The organism is Novosphingobium sp. PASSN1 (genome assembly GCF_002278815.1).
Genome location: NZ_NKIS01000002.1, coordinates 1 through 19,412, shown reverse-complemented (window position 1 = coordinate 19,412; position 19,412 = coordinate 1). Strand labels below are relative to the sequence as shown.

Annotated in this window: 18 protein-coding genes; 9 read left to right on the top strand and 9 right to left on the bottom strand. The window is 61.0% G+C overall.

Annotation, left to right across the window (positions count from 1 at the left end):
* Positions 1 to 29: 29 nt before the first annotated feature.
* Positions 30 to 1,556: an NAD(P)/FAD-dependent oxidoreductase gene (locus CFE35_RS03000; protein WP_292927831.1), complete on the bottom strand. Its 1,527-nt coding sequence runs from the start codon at positions 1,554 to 1,556 to the stop codon at positions 30 to 32.
* Positions 1,557 to 1,678: 122 nt separating this feature from the next.
* Between CFE35_RS03000 and CFE35_RS02995 the strand changes: the two genes are divergently transcribed.
* Positions 1,679 to 2,662 (top strand): magnesium and cobalt transport protein CorA, encoded by a 984-nt coding sequence (locus CFE35_RS02995; protein ID WP_292927829.1) that lies wholly within the window; start codon positions 1,679 to 1,681, stop codon positions 2,660 to 2,662.
* Here the strand turns inward: CFE35_RS02995 and ung are convergent.
* Positions 2,659 to 3,348: a uracil-DNA glycosylase gene (gene ung / locus CFE35_RS02990; RefSeq protein ID WP_292927827.1), complete on the bottom strand. Its 690-nt coding sequence runs from the start codon at positions 3,346 to 3,348 to the stop codon at positions 2,659 to 2,661. The two genes, CFE35_RS02995 and ung, sit on opposite strands and share 4 nt — an antisense overlap.
* 101 nt (positions 3,349 to 3,449) lie before the next feature.
* Between ung and CFE35_RS02985 the strand changes: the two genes are divergently transcribed.
* The 8 genes from CFE35_RS02985 (at position 3,450) to CFE35_RS02950 (ending at position 10,931) form a co-directional block, all read left to right on the top strand.
* Positions 3,450 to 4,766: a UDP-glucose/GDP-mannose dehydrogenase family protein gene (locus tag CFE35_RS02985; protein WP_292927825.1), complete on the top strand. Its 1,317-nt coding sequence runs from the start codon at positions 3,450 to 3,452 to the stop codon at positions 4,764 to 4,766.
* A gap of 62 nt (positions 4,767 to 4,828) precedes the next feature.
* Positions 4,829 to 5,446, top strand: a complete 618-nt coding sequence (locus CFE35_RS02980; RefSeq protein ID WP_292927823.1) for a ribonuclease D — start codon at positions 4,829 to 4,831, stop codon at positions 5,444 to 5,446.
* A gap of 36 nt (positions 5,447 to 5,482) precedes the next feature.
* Complete coding sequence (locus CFE35_RS02975) at positions 5,483 to 6,127, top strand: LPS export ABC transporter periplasmic protein LptC (protein ID WP_292927821.1); 645 nt, start codon at positions 5,483 to 5,485, stop codon at positions 6,125 to 6,127.
* A gap of 49 nt (positions 6,128 to 6,176) precedes the next feature.
* Entirely contained in the window at positions 6,177 to 6,710 is a 534-nt protein-coding gene (locus CFE35_RS02970) for an LptA/OstA family protein (protein ID WP_292927819.1), read from the top strand.
* A gap of 497 nt (positions 6,711 to 7,207) precedes the next feature.
* Complete coding sequence (locus CFE35_RS02965) at positions 7,208 to 8,026, top strand: hypothetical protein (protein WP_292927817.1); 819 nt, start codon at positions 7,208 to 7,210, stop codon at positions 8,024 to 8,026.
* Positions 8,020 to 8,265: a hypothetical protein gene (locus CFE35_RS02960; protein ID WP_292927815.1), complete on the top strand. Its 246-nt coding sequence runs from the start codon at positions 8,020 to 8,022 to the stop codon at positions 8,263 to 8,265. The genes CFE35_RS02965 and CFE35_RS02960 overlap by 7 nt, the downstream gene beginning before the upstream one ends.
* 497 nt (positions 8,266 to 8,762) lie before the next feature.
* A complete protein-coding gene (locus CFE35_RS02955; protein ID WP_292927813.1) occupies positions 8,763 to 9,128 on the top strand; it encodes a hypothetical protein in 366 nt (121 codons plus the stop codon).
* A 3-nt stretch (positions 9,129 to 9,131) separates the two neighbouring features.
* Entirely contained in the window at positions 9,132 to 10,931 is a 1,800-nt protein-coding gene (locus CFE35_RS02950; RefSeq protein WP_292927811.1) for a hypothetical protein, read from the top strand.
* Positions 10,932 to 11,085: 154 nt separating this feature from the next.
* On the opposite strand, the gene CFE35_RS02945 is transcribed toward CFE35_RS02950, so the two are convergent.
* The 7 genes from CFE35_RS02945 to CFE35_RS02915 all read right to left on the bottom strand — a co-directional run.
* Complete coding sequence (locus CFE35_RS02945) at positions 11,086 to 12,213, bottom strand: glycosyltransferase family 4 protein (protein WP_292927809.1); 1,128 nt, start codon at positions 12,211 to 12,213, stop codon at positions 11,086 to 11,088.
* Between the two features lie 160 nt (positions 12,214 to 12,373).
* Entirely contained in the window at positions 12,374 to 13,213 is an 840-nt protein-coding gene (locus CFE35_RS02940; RefSeq protein ID WP_292927807.1) for a class I SAM-dependent methyltransferase, read from the bottom strand.
* Between the two features lie 133 nt (positions 13,214 to 13,346).
* Positions 13,347 to 14,507 (bottom strand): hypothetical protein, encoded by a 1,161-nt coding sequence (locus CFE35_RS02935; protein WP_292927805.1) that lies wholly within the window; start codon positions 14,505 to 14,507, stop codon positions 13,347 to 13,349.
* Between the two features lie 10 nt (positions 14,508 to 14,517).
* A complete protein-coding gene (locus CFE35_RS02930; RefSeq protein WP_292927803.1) occupies positions 14,518 to 15,732 on the bottom strand; it encodes a polysaccharide pyruvyl transferase family protein in 1,215 nt (404 codons plus the stop codon).
* A complete protein-coding gene (locus tag CFE35_RS02925) occupies positions 15,729 to 17,015 on the bottom strand; it encodes a hypothetical protein (RefSeq protein WP_292927801.1) in 1,287 nt (428 codons plus the stop codon). Before CFE35_RS02925 ends, CFE35_RS02930 begins: the two co-directional genes overlap by 4 nt.
* 121 nt (positions 17,016 to 17,136) lie before the next feature.
* Complete coding sequence (locus tag CFE35_RS02920; RefSeq protein WP_292927799.1) at positions 17,137 to 18,639, bottom strand: hypothetical protein; 1,503 nt, start codon at positions 18,637 to 18,639, stop codon at positions 17,137 to 17,139.
* A gap of 252 nt (positions 18,640 to 18,891) precedes the next feature.
* Positions 18,892 to 19,412, bottom strand: a 521-nt coding sequence (locus CFE35_RS02915; protein WP_292927797.1) for a hypothetical protein, incomplete at its 5' end; no start/stop codon positions are given.

The window sequence follows — 19,412 nt, the reverse complement described above, 5'->3', positions numbered from 1 at the left end:
GGGCCTAAAAACGGCCTTTCGGCCCACCCTCACTCCGCCGGTTCGACCACCTCACCAGCGACCACCGCCTGCGCCGCCATCGCCTTGCCGAAGCGCATGATCCCGTCGTCGAGCGGGTTTTCCTTCAGGTACTTGCGGTCGAACAGATAGTCCTGATTGAGCCGCCAGGGCATTTCCTTCGCGTTTTTCGGCTGGATCGCCAGACCGCGCTGGATGTAGCCTGAAGAGAGGTCGAGCGGGGTATCCGGCGTCAGGCTGCTCTCGTCGGTCAGCACCGGCGTCGCGCTGTCTGCGCCCACTTTCTTCATGTGGTTGAGCAGGCGGCAGACGTAGTCGGCGTCGATGTCCGCGCGCAGCGTCCATGAGGCGTTGAGATAGCCGAACACCTGCGCGAGGTTGGGCAGGTTCGAATACATGCAGCCCTTGTAGTACCAGCGCTCGTTCATTCGCACCGGCTGGCCGTCCATGCCGAGCGCAATCTTGCCCGCCATGGCGAGTGCAAGGCCGGTGGCCGTCACGATCACGTCGCAGTCGAGCCGCTTGCCGGACTTGAGCTGGATACCGGCCGCGTCGATCCGCTCGATGTGGTCGGTCACGATCTCGGCCTTGCCCGCGTTCATTGCGTGGAACAGATCGCCATCGGGCACGAGGCACAGGCGCTGTTCCCACGGGTTGTAGGGCGGGGTGAAGGTGGCGGGGTCGTACTTCGGACCAAGCGCTTCCTGCAGCTTCTTCGTCAGGAAGTCCTTGACCTTCTGCGGCTCATTCCGCGCGCGCTTGAACACCATGTTCTGCATGAACACGTTCTTGAAGCGCGTGATCCTGTAGGCGAGTTTCTCCGGCAGGAACTTGCGCAGCGTGTTGGCAATGGCATCGCGCGCCGGGCGGATAGCGTACCAGGTCGGCGTGCGCTGTAACATGGTGACGTGCGCGGCCGTCTTCGCCATCGCGGGCACGATGGTGACAGCGGTCGCGCCCGAGCCGATCACGACAACGCGCTTGCCGGTGCAATCAAAGTCTTCGGGCCAGAACTGCGGGTGAAGGATGGTGCCGGCAAAGTCCTCGCGCCCGGGGATCGCGGGGTCATAGGGGGTGTCGTAATCGTAGTAGCCCGAGCCCAGGTAGAGGAACCGCGCGGTGGTGCGGCTGCGCTGGCCGTCTGCGGCTTCGGTGGTGATCACCCACTGCGCGTTGGCGCTTTCCCAGTTGGCGGAGACGACCTTGGTTTCGAAGCGGATGTGCTGGCGGATGCCGCGTTCATCGACGATGCGGTGGAGATATTCGAGGATCGCGGGGCCATCAGCGATGGACTTTTCATGCCGCCACGGTTCGAAAATGAAGCCCAGCGTGTGCATGTCGCTATCCGAACGGACGCCCGGATAGCGGAACAAGTCCCATGTGCCGCCCAGGTTCTCGCGCCGTTCGAACAGGGCATAGCTGCGATCAGGGCAGAGCTTCTGCATGTGGGCGGCCATGCCGATTCCCGAAAGCCCCGCTCCGATGATCGCGACGTCGATATCCGGCTGCCCGCTGCGGCGCGTGCCTTCGAAACCCATGGTGATCTCCCCAGTTATTGACATGCATGATAACAGCGCGCGGTCTGATTGCCAGCCTGTTTCAGCGGCCGATCAAGCGCGGACGATTGCGCTTTGCCCGGCGGGGATACACAAGCAGCCGCATGCCGATCATTGCCGCACGCCGCTATACCGAAGGGAGAGCCCATCCGGGCGAGTTGGCCGTCACCGGCGTGCCAGCAGCGCAGGACGCCCTGGCGCGCGGCGGCTTTGACTGGGTGGGCCTGTGCGATCCCACGCCGGAGGAAATGGACCGGGTGGCGCGCCAGTTCGCGCTGCATCCGCTGGCGGTGGAAGATGCGCTCAATCCGCGCCAGCTGCCCAAGGTCGATCTCTATGGGCAGCAGCTGTTCGTGGTGGCGCGTACTGCGATGATGGGAGCTGCCGAAGACGCGATTACCTATGGCCAGACGGCGGTTTTCCTGGGCGACCGGTTCATCGTGACGGTGCGCGTGGGTTCGGCGCGGGCCCATGCCGATCTGCGCCGCGCGCTGGAGGCGGATAGCGAGCACTTGTCCGAAGGGCCGGACTATGTGCTCCACGCCGTGCTCGATTTCATCGTGGATGGTTACCTCCCCATCGCCGACCAGTTCGAGGAAGTGGCGCTGGCCATCGAGGAAGCGGCGATCGACCGGTTCCCTGATCCCGGCACCATCCGCCGGATCTTCCGTCTGCGCCGGGAGCTGCGTCGGTTCGAGCGGATCATCGGTCCGATGGAGGAGATGGTCGAGCGGCTGGTCGTGGCCGATCTGCCGGTGATCGATCCCTCGGCGCGGATCTGGTTTCGCGATGTGCTCGATCACGTTCGCCGGGCGATGGCGCGGATGCAGAGCCTGAAGGAAACGCTGGCGGCAACGGTGGAGACGGCGGGCCTGCTCGAACAGCACCGGCAGGGCGTGATCACTCGCCAGCTCGCCGCCTGGGCCGCGATCCTTGCCGTGCCGACGGCGGTTGCGGGCATTTACGGGATGAACTTCGATTACCTGCCCGAACTGCATTGGCGCTGGGGCTACCCTGCGGTCTGGGCAGTCATCCTGACGATCTGCGGCGGCTTGCTCTGGCGCTTCCGGCGGATCGGCTGGCTTTAGGCTGGCAGCCGCCAGTCGATTGCCGCGCTGCCCTGCTCTTCCAGAAATGCATTCGCGCGGCTGAAGTGGCGGCAGCCGAGGAAACCGCGGTGGGCGGATAGCGGGCTGGGGTGCGGGGCTTCGAGGATCAGGTGCGGGCCGCCACTCGCCGCACGGATCAGCCGAGCCTTGGCCCGCGCGGGACTGCCCCATAGCAGATAGACACATGGCTGCCGCCGCTCTGCCACGGCGCGGATTGCGGTATCAGTGAGCAGTTCCCACCCCTTGCCCTGATGCGATCCCGCTTGCCCGGCCTCGACCGTGAGCACGGTGTTGAGCAGCAGCACGCCTTGCCGCGCCCAGCTTTCGAGATGGCCGTGCGCGGGGCGGGTGAGGCCGAGATCGGCTTCCTGTTCCTTGAAGATGTTGCGCAAGCTGGGCGGCACCGGCACGCCGCGCTGCACCGAGAACGCCAACCCATGCGCCTGCCCGGGGCCGTGATAGGGATCCTGGCCGAGGATGACGACCCGGACATCGGGCAGCGGCGTGAGGGCAAGAGCAGCGAGGCGCATACCGGCAGGTGGGAAGATCTGCCTGCCTGCAGCCTCCTCGGCCTTGAGGAAACCGCCGAGCGTGCGCAGGGGGCTGCTGGCAAGCACCGGTTCCAGTGCGAGGCGCCACGTTTCGGGAAGGGAATGACCTGTCATTGCGGCGCAGCGTTAGCGGTGCAGTGGCTTGGCGGGAATACCGTTTGCATGGGCATGGCCCGGATTGCTAACGCGCAGGGCCCAGTTTCGAGGATACGCGCATGAAGATCGCAATGGTGGGTTCGGGCTATGTCGGGCTCGTCTCCGGTGCCTGCTTTGCCGATTTCGGCCATGATGTGGTGTGCATCGACAAGGACGCGAGCAAGATCGAGCGGCTCGATGCCGGGATCATGCCGATCTATGAGCCGGGCCTCGCGGAGCTGGTGGCCGCCAACGTGCGCGGCGGCAGGCTTTCTTTCTCGACCGATCTGGCAGCCTCGATCGACGGCGCGCAGGCGATCTTCATCGCGGTCGGCACGCCTTCGCGGCGCGGCGATGGCCATGCCGACTTGTCCTACGTCTATGCGGTGGCGCAGGAAATCGCGGACCATCTTACCAAACCGGCGGTGATCGTGACGAAGTCGACCGTTCCGGTCGGCACCGGCGATGAAGTCGAGCGGATCATCCGGGACAGCGGCACCGGTGTGCAGTTTGCGGTTGTCTCCAACCCGGAGTTCCTGCGCGAAGGCGCTGCGATTTCCGATTTCAAGCGGCCTGACCGCATTGTCATCGGCGCAGAGGGCGAGTGGGAGCGCGGCGTGATGACCGAAGTCTATCGCCCCCTGTTCCTCAACAAGGCGCCGCTGCTGTTCACCGGGCGGCGCAGTTCGGAGCTCATCAAGTACGCCGCCAACGCCTTTCTGGCGACCAAGATCACGTTCATCAACGAGATGGCGGACTTGTGCGAGAAAGTGGGTGCCGACGTGCAGGATGTGGCGCGCGGTATCGGGCTCGATAACCGGATCGGCTCGAAGTTCCTCCATGCCGGGCCGGGCTATGGGGGCAGCTGTTTCCCCAAGGACACGCTGGCGCTGCTCAAGACCGCCGAGGACTATGCCAGCCCGGTACGCATTGTAGAGGCGGTGGTGCGCGTGAATGACATCCGCAAGCGCGCGATGGGCCGCAAGGTGATCGAGGCGCTGGCCGATGCCGGGGTTGGCGAGGTGCGCGGACGCAAGATCGCGCTTCTCGGCCTGACCTTCAAGCCGAACACCGACGATATGCGCGATGCGCCCTCGCTCGCGATCGTGCAGGCGCTGCGCGATGCCGGGGCCGACGTGGCCGCCTACGATCCTGAAGGCATGGAAATCGCGGCGCCCCTGATGCCCGATCTGGCCATGGCGAAGAATGCGTATGACGCCGTGACGGGGGCGGATGCCGTGGTTCTGGTGACCGAGTGGGACGCCTTCCGGGGTATCGACCTCGAACGCGTTGGCCAACTGGTGAAGAACCGCGTGCTGGTTGATCTGCGCAACGTCTACAACCCGGCCGAGGTGCGCGGCGCCGGATGGCACTACACCAGCATTGGACGCCAGTGAGCCCGCCGGGCGTGACCATTCCCCCGCTTGCTCCCACCGCCCCGAGCGCCTAAGCCGACCGCATGGCTGTTTACCTGCATGAAGAAGACCTGCCCGAAGGCGTGCTCGCGCCGGGGCCTGTGGCTGTCGACACTGAAACGATGGGGCTGATCACCGCGCGTGATCGGCTCTGCCTGCTGCAGATTTCCGATGGACAGGGCGACGAGCATCTCGTGCGCTTTGCCGCGGGAAGCGATTATGCTGCGCCCAATTTGCGCGCGGTGCTGGCTGATCCGGCCCGGCTCAAGCTCTATCACTTCGCGCGCTTCGATCTTGCCGCGATCCACTATTACCTCAAGGTGATGGCGGCGCCGGTGTTCTGCACCAAGATCGCCTCGAAGTTGGTCCGCACGTATACGGACCGCCACGGACTCAAGGAACTGGTGCGCGAACTGTTGGGCAAGGAGATTTCCAAGCAGCAGCAGTCGAGCGATTGGGGCGCGCCCGTGCTGAGCGACGCCCAGCAGGACTATGCTGCATCGGACGTGCGCTATCTTCATGCGATGCACGGCATTCTGGCGGCGCGGCTGGCGCGCGAAGGGCGCACCGAGATCGCGCAGGCCTGCTATGATTTCCTGCCGACACGCGCGCTGCTCGATATTGCCGGTTGGGCCGAGCGCGACATTTTCAGCCACGAATGAGCACGCGGACGTGCGCTTTCCCCGCCCCGCCACGCAATGACCCAGCAAGCCGATAGCCTGCGCGGCCGCCGCCAGCGTTTTGCCGCGCCGGGGGGCTTTCATGATCGCATGGTGCGCCTTGTCGCGGTCGGGATGCCTACCATCATCGGCGCATTGCTCGCGGTGCTGGTGATCGCGCCGTTCTCCCCGCGCGGGGAAATCAGCTTCCTGCTTGATCGCAACAAGGTGGCGATGGTGACCGACCGCCTGCGCGTGGTGAGCGCGATGTACCGCGGGCAGGACGATAACGGACGCAATTTCTCGGTCACGGCGGGCAGCGCGGTCCAGCATTCCGAGGCGAAAGACGAAGTCGAGATGCGCGACATCACCGCGCGCGTGATGCTGACCGATGGCCCCGCCAGCCTGACGACGGGTGCGGGGGTCTATGATTTTGGCAAGCAGGAGATCGTCGTCCCGACACCTGTCAATTTCGAGACGTCGGACGGTTACCGCATGGTGACCGGCGGGGCCGACATCGATATCGGCAAGCGCCGTCTGGTCAGCCAGGGGCGGGCCGAGGGACGCATTCCCGCTGGCACTTTCTCGGCCGACAGGATAAGCGCCGACCTTGAGGCAAGGACCATCAAGCTTGATGGGCACGCGCGCCTCACCATGGAACCTGGCAAGCTGAAGATGCCCTGATGGCGATGCAATGACCACGTTGATCGAAGCCTTGAAGGCCGGCCGGCCCATGCGATCGCTTGCGATCGGCTTTGCGCTGTCCGTCACGTTCGTAGCGGGGGTGCAGTACCTTTCCGCACAGGCCATTGCGGGCCACAACAGCAAGGCTCCGGTCAATTACGCGGCCGATCGCATCGAATTGCAGGACAAGCAGAACCGCGTCGTGCTCTCGGGCAATGTCGATATCACGCAAGCTGAACTCACCTTGCGTGCCGCGCGCACCACGGTGGCCTATACGGATGCAGGCAGCCTGCAGATCCAGCGGATCGACGCGACCGGCGGAGTTGTCGTCACGCGCGGCAACGAGCGGGCGACGGGCGATGTCGCGGTCTATGATTTTGATCGCAAGATCATCACCATGGCCGGCAATGTTGCGCTGCGGCGCGGCACAGATACGCTGAACGGTGGGCGGCTAGTGATCGATCTGAGCACCGGGATTTCGAACATCGACGGCCGGAGCGGCGACGGCAGCAGCGCTGACCCCGGCAATTCGCCAAGCTCTCGCGGTCGGGTGAGCGGAAGCTTCAGTGCGCCAAAAACCTGATCCCTCGGCCAGTTGCGGCAGGTATGGCCGACACGGCCGCTCAAGCGCCCCCCGTGCTAACTAACGGAAGGCGGCAGGATAGACGCAAGTGCTGCCCGGATATCCCGCCTGCGTGACGGACCACTTCGGCGTACCGCGGGTTTCTTTACCGGAATACCGAGGAAGGCGCGGCCGCGAGCAGGAGGCAGTGCGCCCCGGTCCTGCGAGGCAGACGGCGGGACGGAAGCCCGGGGAGACAGTACCGATGATCACGGTCGAGGATCTGATGCGCGAGAGCGGCATTGCGTTTGGTACCAGCGGTGCGCGCGGCATGGTCACCGCCATGAGCGACCGGGTTTGCTACGGCTATACTAGAGGGTTTCTGCGCTACATGGCCGAACAGGGCGAGTGTTTCAGTCTGGCGGTGCCGTGGCCCTTGCCGGCGACTTGCGCGCCCGAGCACACCGCGCATCCTCGCCGCTTGCGCAGCCGCCATTCGCGATTGCAGCGGTCAGCCTGTGTTCTGTGGCGATGTGCCGAGGCCGGCTCTGGCGCTCTATGCCTTCGCCCAAGGCATTCCTTCGCTGATGGTGACCGGCGACCACATTCCGGCGGACCGCAACGGGATCAAGTTCTATCGCTCTGCCGACGAACTGCTGAAGCCGGATGAAGCCGGAATGAGCCGGCAGACGCTTCATCTTGGTGGCGGCCGGTTCTCTGAAGTCGGCATGCTGGCTGTGGCCGAGGCGCTGCCGCCGGTCACCGATGTCGAGGACGCTTACGCGGGGCGCTATCTTGATCATTTCGGCGCGGGTGCCCTTTCCAGCACACGGATCGGCATTTATCAGCATTCGGCAGTGGGGCGCGACCTTCTGGCGCACATCGTGATGGACCTGGGAGCCGAGATCTCCTTTCATGGGCGATCAGAGACATTTGCGCCAGTCGACACGGAAGCGATCAGGCCGGAAGATGTCGCACTGGCACGGGATTTGGCCGCGGGCGGAGACTTCAACGCGATCATTTCCAACGATGGTGATTTGGATCGGCTGCTGATTGCGGACGAGACCGGCTTGTGGATGCGCGGTGATGTGCTTGGCATTCTCTGTGCCGAACGCGTGGGGGCTACCGGCGTCGTTACACCGGTGAGCAGCAACACCGCGCTCGAGTGCAGTGGCCGCTTCGCTACATGCCGCCGCACGCGGGTGGGCTCCCCCTATGTGATTGCCGCCATGTCCGAGGAACTGGCTGCGGTTTCGGCCCAGGTGTGCGGATACGAGGCGAACAGGGACTTCCTGCTCGGCAGTGCGATGCCGTGCTTCCGGTCCTGGCAGTGCTGACCGCAGCCGCGCCCAGCGTATCGGCGCAGCTTGGCTCCCTGCTCGAGCGGTTCACTTTCAGTGACCGTATTACGCCGTTTCCGCTGGCGGTCAGCGAGGAATTGCTTGCGCGGCTTCTGGCTGGCGAGGATGCGGCGCGGCTGGCCGTCCAGACACGCCTGTTTGGCAGCTTTGCCGGACAGGCGCAGACGCTCAAACTAACAGATGGCATTCGCGCGCGACGTTCGATGGCGGCGTGATCATCCACTTGCGTCACTCGGGGAATGCCCCCGGACTGCGCGGTGATACGGAGGCCGGCTCCGAAGCGGCGGCGATCGAGGCGGATCAGCATGCGATTGCCGCGATCAGGGGCATGACCCAGCCCGGTTGAAAGCACTGACGCCGCCATCTGGCTGCATCCGTCCCTGGATTGAGTGGATCGGGCACGATGTGCGCACGCAGTGCACCTTCCCAAGCCACAAAGGCGGCGAAAATTCGAACGAATTGGCGGTTGGGAGCGGGTCTGCTTGTGCGTTCAAGAACGGGTGTGGAGCATTATCCGCAGATTTTACGCCATATTGGCTTATATATAACCTATATGGCACTTTTATATTGACAATTACAGGCCTTTATGGCAAATTTGCATCGACTGGAGGCTGTTATCAGCGCGGGTGGACACGCGCGGTTACCGGCTTGACCAAGTCCATCCCTTCGTAGCGCCCGGGCCTTGCCCGGAAATTCCCCCCAGGAGAAAGCAATGCCCGACACCACGTACACGGCGATTGGCAACAATCAGAAGCAACTGATCGACATCGGCACGGATACTTATGCCGAGGTTATGAGCCTGCCGCGCGTCGCACCGATCTCGTGGGTGCCGACCACGGCCTTCGATGCAAAGCTCTATCCGGATGTGGAGATCCAGATCATAAACACGCCGACATCGGCCTATGAATTTCAGGACAGCTTCGACGGCATCACGTTCAATGACTGCCTAATCTGGGACAAGGTCCATTCGACCATGACCTCCGCTGCAACTGCAGGACGCTTCCGGCTGCCTGGCAATTGCTTCCTGAGGGCTCGGCAAGGAGCCGGTTCGACGCTCCTCATCCGCGCGGGGAGCTGATTCATGACGACAGACAGCTTTGCACGCACCCTGGCAAGCAGGGCAAACCTAGCATCGACCATGCTTGCCGAATCGGTCGCCGTTGCTGCGGCCAGCACCATCGCTTCGGGCAACACGTTTGTACGCACGGCCGGCTTCGCGGGGCCCGGCGATGAAGGCGGTGCGCTCTACAAGCGAGTCGGAACGCAGCCCGCGCACGCGGGCCGCTTCCAGAGCGCCGATGGCGCGTGGTGGGAAATAGCAGAAGCCGTCGTCCGCCCACAGATGTTCGGCGCCAAGGGCGACGCTAGCCCAGACAACAACGCCGTGGGCACGAACGACAGCACGGCGGTCCAGAACGCGTTCAACTATCTCGCCCTGTTCCCGGGTAAGGCGCTCTATCTCGGCGGCGACTTCTTCAAGATTCAGAATATCCGGATCCCCACGCGTCTCGAAGCGCGCCGCTGGTTCATCTACGGAGAGGGTGGCGGCTTCGTGAATCCTGCCACGGCAACGAGCCAGGTGCCGTGCCTGTTCCACTCATCGCTGGCGGCCTCCGGCGATGCTGCGCGCAGCTATGATTATTCGGACGGTGTGACTCTGAAGGATGTCAATTTCCATGGGGCCGGTTTCGGAGTCGGCTATGCCCACCTCATTGCAGGCCATCTCTATCACGAGAATTGCAGCTTCCAGAACCTCGAAGACGGACTGCTGACGATCGGTGTGGCGGGAATTGTCGGCGTGCGTCCTCGGGCCTTGTACTGCAAGCGGGCGTTCCATGCGCCGCTCAAGACCGAGTATGCTTTCACGGCAGGCTACACGCAGGAAGTCTCAACTGGCTGGAACGATGGTTACTTCATCCGGGGGGGGGCGATCACCAGGTGCGAAAGAGGCCTGGTTCACAAGGGCTCGTCAAACGAAGGTGTCGTCGGCGTACATGACATGATCTGGACCGTTGGCGAACAGAGCTATGTCGAGACCTATGGCAACTTCAAGACGGTGGACATCTCGCATAACTGGTGTGAATACACCAAGGCCGATGCGGGCGGCGCGGCAGTGGCGGACTGTATACGGCTCTGGCGGTCGACCGGCGCAGATACGGGCGGAGAGAGTCCTGGCCAGTTTTCCGTCCATCACAACAACTTTTTCTTCTCAGCCCCGAGTCCGGTAAACTCGATCAACACGTATGCCGTGCGCCGGTGCATCGACGCGCGCGTCAACTGCCACGTCTATGAAAACACATTCACGTGCGCCAGCGGCGGGCTTGTCGACCTTATCATTTACAACAACATCGGATCAAGCGGCACACCGATCACGAAGGCGCCGATCACACCAAACAGCCTGACCACCTTCAACAGCAGCGGCATAATCGGGTTTGCCGATGCCGATCTTGCACAGTTCGGCGATGCGCAATCCATCCTCTACATGCAGCACGACAATGGCAGGACGTACATCCTGAAGTGGCGCAATCAGCCGGTCGTGGGAACCCAGAACTACGATGTGCATGCCTTCAGCCCTATCTACTCACCGCAGTTCGCCGCCGTGAATGCGCAGTGGGGGGTCAAGACGAACCAGACCCTGCGCACTGCGCCGATCGGCATCAGTTGCGATTTCTCGACCAACGTTACTGGCCTTGCGGCGCCCGTCGGCGCTGTGGGCGTCTGGTCCGGTATGAATGGCGGGGTGGTTGATGCGTCCGGCAACGGCACCGGCGGGCTGATAACGATAGAGCGAAACACCTGCCAGAACATCGATATGCGTCTGTTCTATGGCCAGAGCAACAACGGCAGGTACATCCTGCGCGACAACATCAAGCGGGCCTGACCCGAGGAAACCAGCCTATGAGGGCCAAGACGTAGGGCTTGCTCGCTAGGCTCGAACGCGCTGCCGACCCTGCGGGATTTCAGTTGCAGTCCATCACAGATGTCGCCGAAATCCCGTTTGCGCCGGGAGAAAGCCAGCCAACCGGCGAACCCGCTCAAGCGCAACAGGCAATAGGTTCTACCAACTCCGCATAGCAGGCGAGAAGACGCGTGTTGAGTTCCTCCGAGGTAAAATGGGCTATGAACCGATCATAGCCCCGCTCGCCCATTGCCTTGAGTTCGTCGCTGTCAAGTCCTTCGATGATATCTCTTAGACCGGCGATGTCCTGAGCGGCGAACAGATATCCCGTCTCACCAGGGACCACGATCTCGGGCAATGCGCCTACCCTGCTGGCGATGACCGGCTTGGCGAAACGCATTGCTTCAATGGCGACAAGCCCGAAGCCTTCCCAACGCGACGGTATGATAACGGCATCGCATTTTCTCATATAGGCAAGCACAGCCGGGCGCGGCAGCCAACCATGGAATAGGATTGCCGAGCTTGTAGCACCCGCCGCGCGGGTTGCCTTGCTGGCCATGATCTTGGAGCCGATGGCATGAAGGCAGATGTCCTGGCGGCGAACCGACTGCATGGCTGTCTCGAGCAGATCGAAGCCCTTCTGGGGGTCCAATCTGCCCACGAAAAGCAGATTGAGGCTTGAGTCCGCAAGATCTGTGGCAGTCTCGTCCGCCGACGCCCCCGCATCCGGTACAGCCGCGGAAATGCCATTATAGATCATCAGCATCTTGTCTCCTTTGATGCCGATCTGGCGCGCTTCCGTGTCTTCGTACTTCGATATGGTGATGATCCGATCACAGGCATGGTAGAGAACGCGTTCAATCCTTCGGCTGAGCCAGCGCGCCAGCTTGCCGTTCTCCATCAAGAACGGCCAACCGTGCGCGCAGTACACAATCCGCGGCCGCCGCCGAAACGACACCATGTGGTAGGCGCGCACAACCCACCCAGCGAATGTGCTGTGCAGATGCACGACATCGGGGCGGTGTTCGCGTAGAACGGCACGATAACTCTGTAGCATCCTCCACAACGAACCAAGGTCCCGCTCTTCCGATCGATAGGTGAAGAGCGTGGCAAGCCCGAACTCCGGCATTCTCCTGGCGAAGCTCGACCGGACAAGGAAAAGGACATTACCCTGTCCCAGAGCCGCTACCTGGGCCGGAATGATCTCCTCGAAGTAGGTTGCAATACCGCCAACCGTTACCTCACTGACATGCAGAATCTTCATTTTCAACGCCATCCCGATTAAGCGATCAGAGCCATCTACTGGGAAGGGTCTGACTGCAGCGCCAAGTTGGTGACCTTGCCGCTTTGGCCGGCCAACACGCAGGCCGCCGACACCGCCTGTTTGCCGCCGATCGAGCAACGAGCTGCCAGGCCAGCTGCCGCTATTTCGAATAGAACTGCACGATTTCGGACGGGGTGAGCGTATGCTCGGATTTCCGCCCATAAATGTAGGTCACGCTCGCCCCGTCCTCCTGCAACTTCGTCGCGCGGTCGAAGACCTTAAGCCAGAAGAACGCACCAGCGAGTGCGTCTCCAATGCGCTTGCTACCAACGACCCCGCGGAAAAAGTAGCGCAATGACCAGAACAAGGCGGTGCCAACGCCGATCGCCGATCCTGCTTCAATCACATCGAACCGGCGGTAAAGCCAACGATGGCCGCTGCGCGTGAACCGGGCAAAGTCGTAAGCCTGCTCATGGACCTGCTGCATGAACGGCGTGCTCGAGAACACGACGCCGTCGGGACGCAGAACCCTCCAGATCTCGTCCACGACCATCTGGGGATCAAGCACATGCTCCAGAACCGCTTGGATCCACACGGCATCGAATGTGCCATCGGCAAAGGGGATCTGGTGTGCATCGGCGACAACATCCGTGCTGTCCGACACATAGATATCGAGCCCGATCAAGGCCACATCGGAGGTTCGATACATCTCCTCCATGCCGTTCCCAACTTCGCCGGACCCGATAACCAGAATCACGCCAGGCTTGTCCACCGGCCTCCCGCCGAGACGAGCCAGAATATCCTTGCCGACCCGCTCGGCGACAGCATTGCGTGTCCGGACGAGACTCCGCAGGCGCTGGCGGACGGTCTTGCTTTCGACATGCCTGACAACCGCGGATGCGCCCGCGCGCTGCACGAAGCTTTCCCTGGTGAGGATACTGTTCGCAAAATCAACGAGCACAGGCCTGTCCTGCGCGACAAGAAAGGCTTCTTCGTTCAACTCGCAACGGGAATCGCTGCACTGTAACCGACCTTCGTTAACCGAAATGGCGCCCCGGCACCGCGGGCAACGCAGTCGCTCCCTGAGGGACGGGCACTTCGACAGCATGCGGTCAAACTTAAGCGGCATCGGTTCAGCTCCTTACCGAAAGGGGCCACGGAAATCTGGCCGCATCGCCCGGCCTTCGGATTGGCGTCGTCCGGCCTCGCATTGGGCGGGCCACCTTTCGCTTCGTGGACATGCCGAGATCCGGCTGCTCCGCCAGAATGAATGCGGGCACCGCGATGGCGAGCGCGATGCTGATATGCCTGAAATAGCTCCCAAGATCCGGTTCAAAAATCTGCAGAACGAGGAAGTGTGACGCGAAAACGAAACCGGAAACCCGAACGCTGTCGAGCTTTGATCGATATCCCCTGCTGAACAAGTAGATCAATATCATGATGTTAACCATCAAAAATAGATCCTTGACATTAAGATCAAACAGAAAAGGCAGATTCAATCTTAAAAGTGCATAAGCATAATTTAATAGAAAATGGTAAAAACTGTCCGGAGATACAATATTCATAAAAGCCGTTCGCGCGCCGGCTTCGGCCTGGTAGAGAATTCTCACCACATTTACGCTGTCTCGATAGCTCTGGAGCCCATAAAATACCTGCTCAGGCAGCAAAAATGATCCAACGATCGCGCTGAAAATCAAAAATGTTCGAAGGCCAACGCTCAGCCGCGGAAATGTGGCGAACACCACAACACTTCCGCCAATCATGAAATAATATGGACGGAACGCCAAAGCGTAGGTGGCGTAAGTCAAGAATATCAATCCAACCTTAGAGCTTTGCTTCATATCCAATCGAGTAATAATTCCTGCAACCAAAACAAATGGTAGCAAAATTGTGTCTTTATTAAACTGAGTCAAATAAAAAATCATTGGGCCGATAAGCATAAAAGACATAACACCGAGCCAGAGTGGCTTCCGCAGGCTGTAAAGGCAATAAATGATGAAGGCTATGCCTAGGCCATACGTTACGGTCAACCGCGCGGTGGGGCTGAGCAGGGAGTATAATAGTGCAGTCGCCTTATAACTGTTAGTGTCGCCCGACACTCCGCGTTCGGCCAAGTTCGCGATGGTCTCCGCATCCTTTGTCTGCAGCGGAAGGAGCCCCGACAGGTCAACGAAGGTCAGCAACGTCATGAGACCAAGCATCGCCACAATGGCGGTGTAGGTGTACAGGTTCGGTCCGCGATCGGCGCTGTTTGAAACGGGCGCTACACGGCGCAATTTCTTCATCTGCCGCATAGAAGCCGCCTCATGCTCTTGCTACGCCGGGTCGAGACGAGGGCTCTTCCAGCGCGGCAACCATCTTTCCAATGTGGACTAGAATTTCGTCGATACGCGCTTCTTTAGCCGTGTCATCATCAGGCTTGCTTAAGGCAATTTCCAGCGCATCGGCAATGGTTTCGGGTGTCTGCACCGCCGGCGCCAGGGAAAACTGGGATCTGCCGACCGCTGCAAAGAACGACGGGACCTTCTTGTCCCATTCGAGGCCGATTGCCGGCACACCGTAGGAATACGCGACAATGGTGGCGTGAAGACGGTGCGAGACGACGCCGTCGAGTCCACTTATCTGCTGGATCAGTTCGAGGGGGCCGCGCGCCCGTGGCAGGATTGTGACTCGCCCGCTTTCGATCTGTCCTGCGACGACGTCCGTAACCTGCAGCATCTGCTCGTGATCTTCCTCCGCACCGTTGGACATGAGCGCGACATCATGGCCTTGAGCAAGGATCCTGTCGACGAGTTCCCCGTAGGCAGCGAGATCAAATGCGCGCGCGCTGGCACTGTTCGCGTCGAGCATCATCCACTTTGTGCCAATGACATTCAGCCCGATCCGCTTGCGCAGTGTGCCGCGTGGTCGTTCAGCCGGAATAAAGCGGCTGCAGGCAATTGCCGGATCGTAGGTTACCTGTACCGCAACGGTTTCCGATGAGGACAGGCCTTCGCGGACGAGAGCCTGCGAATCGACATCGCGGACCGAGAGCCACCGGACATCCAGCTGCCGAAAGACGCTGCGCAGCAACCGCCGGGCTGCCAAACTCCACTGCGAGGCACCGACGGCATAGAACGCAAACGGCAATTTCAACCCGCAAACCGCAGATGCCAGCACGGAAAGCTTGGTAGGAAAATTGAGGTTCGCATCGGCTAGCAGATGCCCGCCGCCCACGATGGCATAGTCGCAACCGGCGACTCCCTCGCGGAAATGGCGCAGCAACCGCGCGCGATCAACGACACCGAACTTGATCAGCGGCAGTAACGGGCGCACGGGCTTTGGTAGCATCGTGATGACCCCGGTCGAGCGCCTGCGACGCTGCGTATGCTCACCGCCCAGGCTAGTGCGCCCGCTCAGGTCGATCGCCACAATCTCGAGATCTGGGCGGTGATGGAGCAGGCAGCGCGAAAGGGCCTCGAAGATGATCCCATCTCCAAGATTGTCACTGAACTTCACTGCGGCGATGGCACATTTCATGGAAGTGTCCCCTCTTCGCGACCGGGCCCCGTACGCGCCAAACGCACGATGCTAGTAGCCATTGCCATAAAGATTACAACGTGGATCGCCGACATTACCAACACCGCTGTCGCTGCATTGCCGACAGATGCAATCGGCACGCCGATGATGCCGACAGCGCCAATCCCGATGCCATACGCCATCAGCACCGCCTGGGGATGCTGATGGGCGCGCAGGATTGTGCGCAAGGCCGCAATCAGCGCCATGGCGACCGGAAGGGCCGCACCATAGAGCAACAGCGTGTCGTTGACTTGGAAGGCTTGCCCATAGAGCACTGCGTAGATCTCCCGCCCGAACAGAAGCAGGATGCCGACCACCGCGAGGCTACCCACCAGCGACGCGATCAAGAACAGGGTCTGGAGCCGCTTCGCACGGTGCGTGTTGCCCAGTGTTGATTCGCGGGCCAGCACTGGCAGCGCTATCTGCGAGGCGCCTTGCAGCACCTGCTGAAACGGAAGCAGCACATTGAGGAAGGCCTTGAGATGTCCTGCTTCGGCAGCCGACCCGAAAATGGGCATCGTCACCAGCAGGATGTTCGCTGTTGCCCAGTTGGCGATCCCCGACGGTGCCGACCACTTGCCGTAGTGGGCCAAGGTAATGATCGTGGGGATATCGCTGCGCCCCGCTCCGCTCAGTTTCACCCGATGCAGGATTGTGCCGTAGATCGCGCCAGCGGTGCCAGCGGCACCCAGCCCCCACAGCGCCGTCAAGCCAGTGAGGTTGCCCGTCATCCGCAAGGCAATCACCACTCCGATCAGCGTTGCGGCATAGATCGCACTCTGTATCATCCCGGTGCCCGGGCGAGATTGGGCGTAAGAAAAGTAGCGGAACAACCACATCAACGAAAACGAAATCAAAATCCAGATAAAGGCGCTCAGATAAGCATAATCGAACCGAATGAATATATCAGCGAATAGCAACAGGAGAACTGCCGCCGCAATCACCAGAAGATTATAAACAAAGGCACTGCGCTTAAATTTTTCGATGTTGTTGCTATTATAAGGCCAAAAAACTGTCAGCGGCTCACCCACAAAAGGAGAGTGCAGAATGCTGATCAAGACAACGAGAGAGTAAACCAATGCAAATATGCCGTAGTCGACAGTGCTGATGCTCGATGCCAGAGTGACATTCAGGACAAAGTTCGCCCCTGAGAGGATCAACTGATCTGCCAGCGATGAGGCCACCTTTGCTGCAAACCGGACTCGAACCTTCACAATATCAACTCCAAGACAGATCAGCGACACTGACCGCCAAGCAACTGCCAAATTCTGGGACGGCATTTGACCCGTACTTCCTGCGCGATCTTGGAAAGTGCCGCCATCGGGATGTCCCGCGCTGCAGCGCAGATCATGGATGGCAAACAAATCAGAACGGTGACAGCGGTTGGCTCCCCGAAACGCCCATGGATGATGGTCGGGTAAGGCGCAGGAACGCCGATTCCCATGGACCAACCGACACCTTGAGCGACGCGTGCCCGCCCTTTACCGTGATTTCGGTGTTGGTGCGCAATTCGGGATCGGCCGGGCCAAACCGCCCCGGCGGGCTGATGCTCGCTGCAGGATCCGCGACAACAACTACCTCGGCATGAACGAAACCGTTGCCTACAAGCGTGTCAGGGATGCCGGTCAGGGAAACCGCAAAGTCTGTCATGGCATCTGGCGATTCACGCCGTCCGATCAGCACCCAAGCCATTTTTCTGCTGTCGTCTCTTGATGCCAAGGCCGTCATAAGGTGCGCATCTTTGGGTGCAGACGTCGTCGCAGCCACCTTGCTGCCGGACATCTCGCTGTAATTCCGGTATACTTGCCCCACGGCTGTCAGCCGCGTTCCATCGCTCGAGACGGCGCCAGGCAAATTGCCACTCATGTTCTGACCCGGAGGAATCCAGTTTGCCCGGATCGCCAGATCGGCACCCGAGCTTTCCAGATAGGAGATGAAACTGGCCGCATCACCGGGATGGCCGAACGACGGCCGGGTGCCGTACTCGGTGATATAGACGGGAATGTGTGGCATGCCTTGCCGCGCCATCCACGCCTTGATCTCAGCTACATGCGCCTTTATTTCCGATGGCGTGTTGGTCAACTCGTGCCAGTCAAGAACATCCGGAAAGACGCGGTTACGACGCGCAAAGAGCAGATAATCCTTGAGAAGATCGAACTTGTAGGTCGAAATCTCGGGGCCGACGACCTGGCAGTCCTTGCAGATTGCTCTGATACGCTTGAACGCCGTTGCGTAAGCGCGCTTGTAATTGGCCCATCCGCCGTGCGCTGGAAAATGATAATCGGGCTCGTTCCAGGCCGAATAGGCTCCGTGGTAGCCCCAAGCTTGCGAGGTCCTCACCACTTGGTCCACAATGTTGCCCCACGTGACATTGCCATCATCGCCCGGCCAGTAGGTTTTGCGGCCCGGAACCTTGTTGGGAAAGAATGCTATGTTGGAGATCATGACAGGTGCCGGCTTGAGCGCGGTGAACCGGTCCCAGGATCCGGATTGTCTGGCGGTGGAGCAGGTGACCGCCTTATTCCTCGGCTGAAAGTATGAGGGATTGCCGGTGAAGCAAACCTGTCCATTCGAAATGTAGAACGGGGCCGCGCGGATGGCCTTGATCTTCATCTGTGCCAAGATTTGATCGGTCGGCTTCGTCGGCGAAATGGGGTGGAGAAAACCGCCGGCCATATGATCGAGAGGCCCACTGATCCGGCCGAAATCGACATCGACCGCGGCAGTTGTGTGGGGCGCTTCCTCGCAGCAGGCGGGCGGAGCCACCACGAACCCTGCCGTGCAGGTGATGAGGTATCCGAAATACCTGAGATATCCCCGGGAGGCGGATGGCGCGCCTTCCATGCTATCGCACTCGAGATTTGCCACGCATTTCTCCTTGAGCCACTTCCGCGCGTGGTTCGAACTCTCAAATTGCTCTGTTATCACCGTTCCCGAGATATTGTGAGACACTTTATGTTGCACCGCACGCTAAACCGCCATTGGTTGCCGCAAAATTCTGTCCAAAACGGGACTGCCGCGGCCGTGCGGTTGCAGCACACATCGGCCGGGTCGAGCACCGCCGATCAACACCTCGCGTCGTGCGTCGGCCTGGGCACCGGACTGAGCCGGGGGATCGCCCTATCGCAGCGTTATGTCGTCCAGATGGATCTGTGATTTCGGCGACAGCCAGAAAACCAATTCCCCGACGGCACAACTGGAATCGACGATAAACTCCTGAACATGCATGTCCTTGGCCGCGCCGTCGGCCGCGCCGGGCAGTGCATCTCGCAGACTGGGGGCACAAGCGAGCGAAGCGGTCAGACCGGTCGCCGCTTTCTGGGTCGTTTCAGGTGTCCGCCAAGTCAACCGATACCGACCGGGCTTGAGCACGATGCGCTGCCGGATCACGGGAACGGATAGGGGCGCATTCACTTCAAGCTCAAGGCGGCGATTACCTGCCGCATCCTGCGTCGCCTGTATGTCCACGTCGCCCTGTGTGGTCAGACGCCAATCAAACCCGGTACCCGTTTTGGTTGTATCGAGCTGGTCAAATCCGCCGTCGAAGGCGAGCGAGTTCGAGGTTGAGCAGTTCCCGCGCCACACGGCTTGCGCTTCTGGCAGCATGTTGCTGTCGATCAGCTTCTGCGTAATGTTCGCGG

Bases quoted from the DNA above. Each gene is read 5' to 3' on its own strand.
- CFE35_RS02985 (WP_292927825.1), top strand. From the start codon at position 3,450: ATGAAGATCGCAATGGTGGGTTCGGGCTATGTCGGGCTCGTCTCCGGT.
- CFE35_RS02970 (WP_292927819.1), top strand. From the start codon at position 6,177: ATGCGATCGCTTGCGATCGGCTTTGCGCTGTCCGTCACGTTCGTAGCG.
- ung (WP_292927827.1), bottom strand. From the start codon at position 3,348: ATGACAGGTCATTCCCTTCCCGAAACGTGGCGCCTCGCACTGGAACCG.
- CFE35_RS02945 (WP_292927809.1), bottom strand. From the start codon at position 12,213: ATGAAGATTCTGCATGTCAGTGAGGTAACGGTTGGCGGTATTGCAACC.
- CFE35_RS02935 (WP_292927805.1), bottom strand. From the start codon at position 14,507: ATGCGGCAGATGAAGAAATTGCGCCGTGTAGCGCCCGTTTCAAACAGC.
- CFE35_RS02980 (WP_292927823.1), top strand. From the start codon at position 4,829: ATGGCTGTTTACCTGCATGAAGAAGACCTGCCCGAAGGCGTGCTCGCG.
- CFE35_RS02995 (WP_292927829.1), top strand. From the start codon at position 1,679: ATGCCGATCATTGCCGCACGCCGCTATACCGAAGGGAGAGCCCATCCG.
- CFE35_RS02975 (WP_292927821.1), top strand. From the start codon at position 5,483: ATGACCCAGCAAGCCGATAGCCTGCGCGGCCGCCGCCAGCGTTTTGCC.
- CFE35_RS02950 (WP_292927811.1), top strand. From the start codon at position 9,132: ATGACGACAGACAGCTTTGCACGCACCCTGGCAAGCAGGGCAAACCTA.
- CFE35_RS02955 (WP_292927813.1), top strand. From the start codon at position 8,763: ATGCCCGACACCACGTACACGGCGATTGGCAACAATCAGAAGCAACTG.
- CFE35_RS02930 (WP_292927803.1), bottom strand. From the start codon at position 15,732: ATGAAATGTGCCATCGCCGCAGTGAAGTTCAGTGACAATCTTGGAGAT.
- CFE35_RS03000 (WP_292927831.1), bottom strand. From the start codon at position 1,556: ATGGGTTTCGAAGGCACGCGCCGCAGCGGGCAGCCGGATATCGACGTC.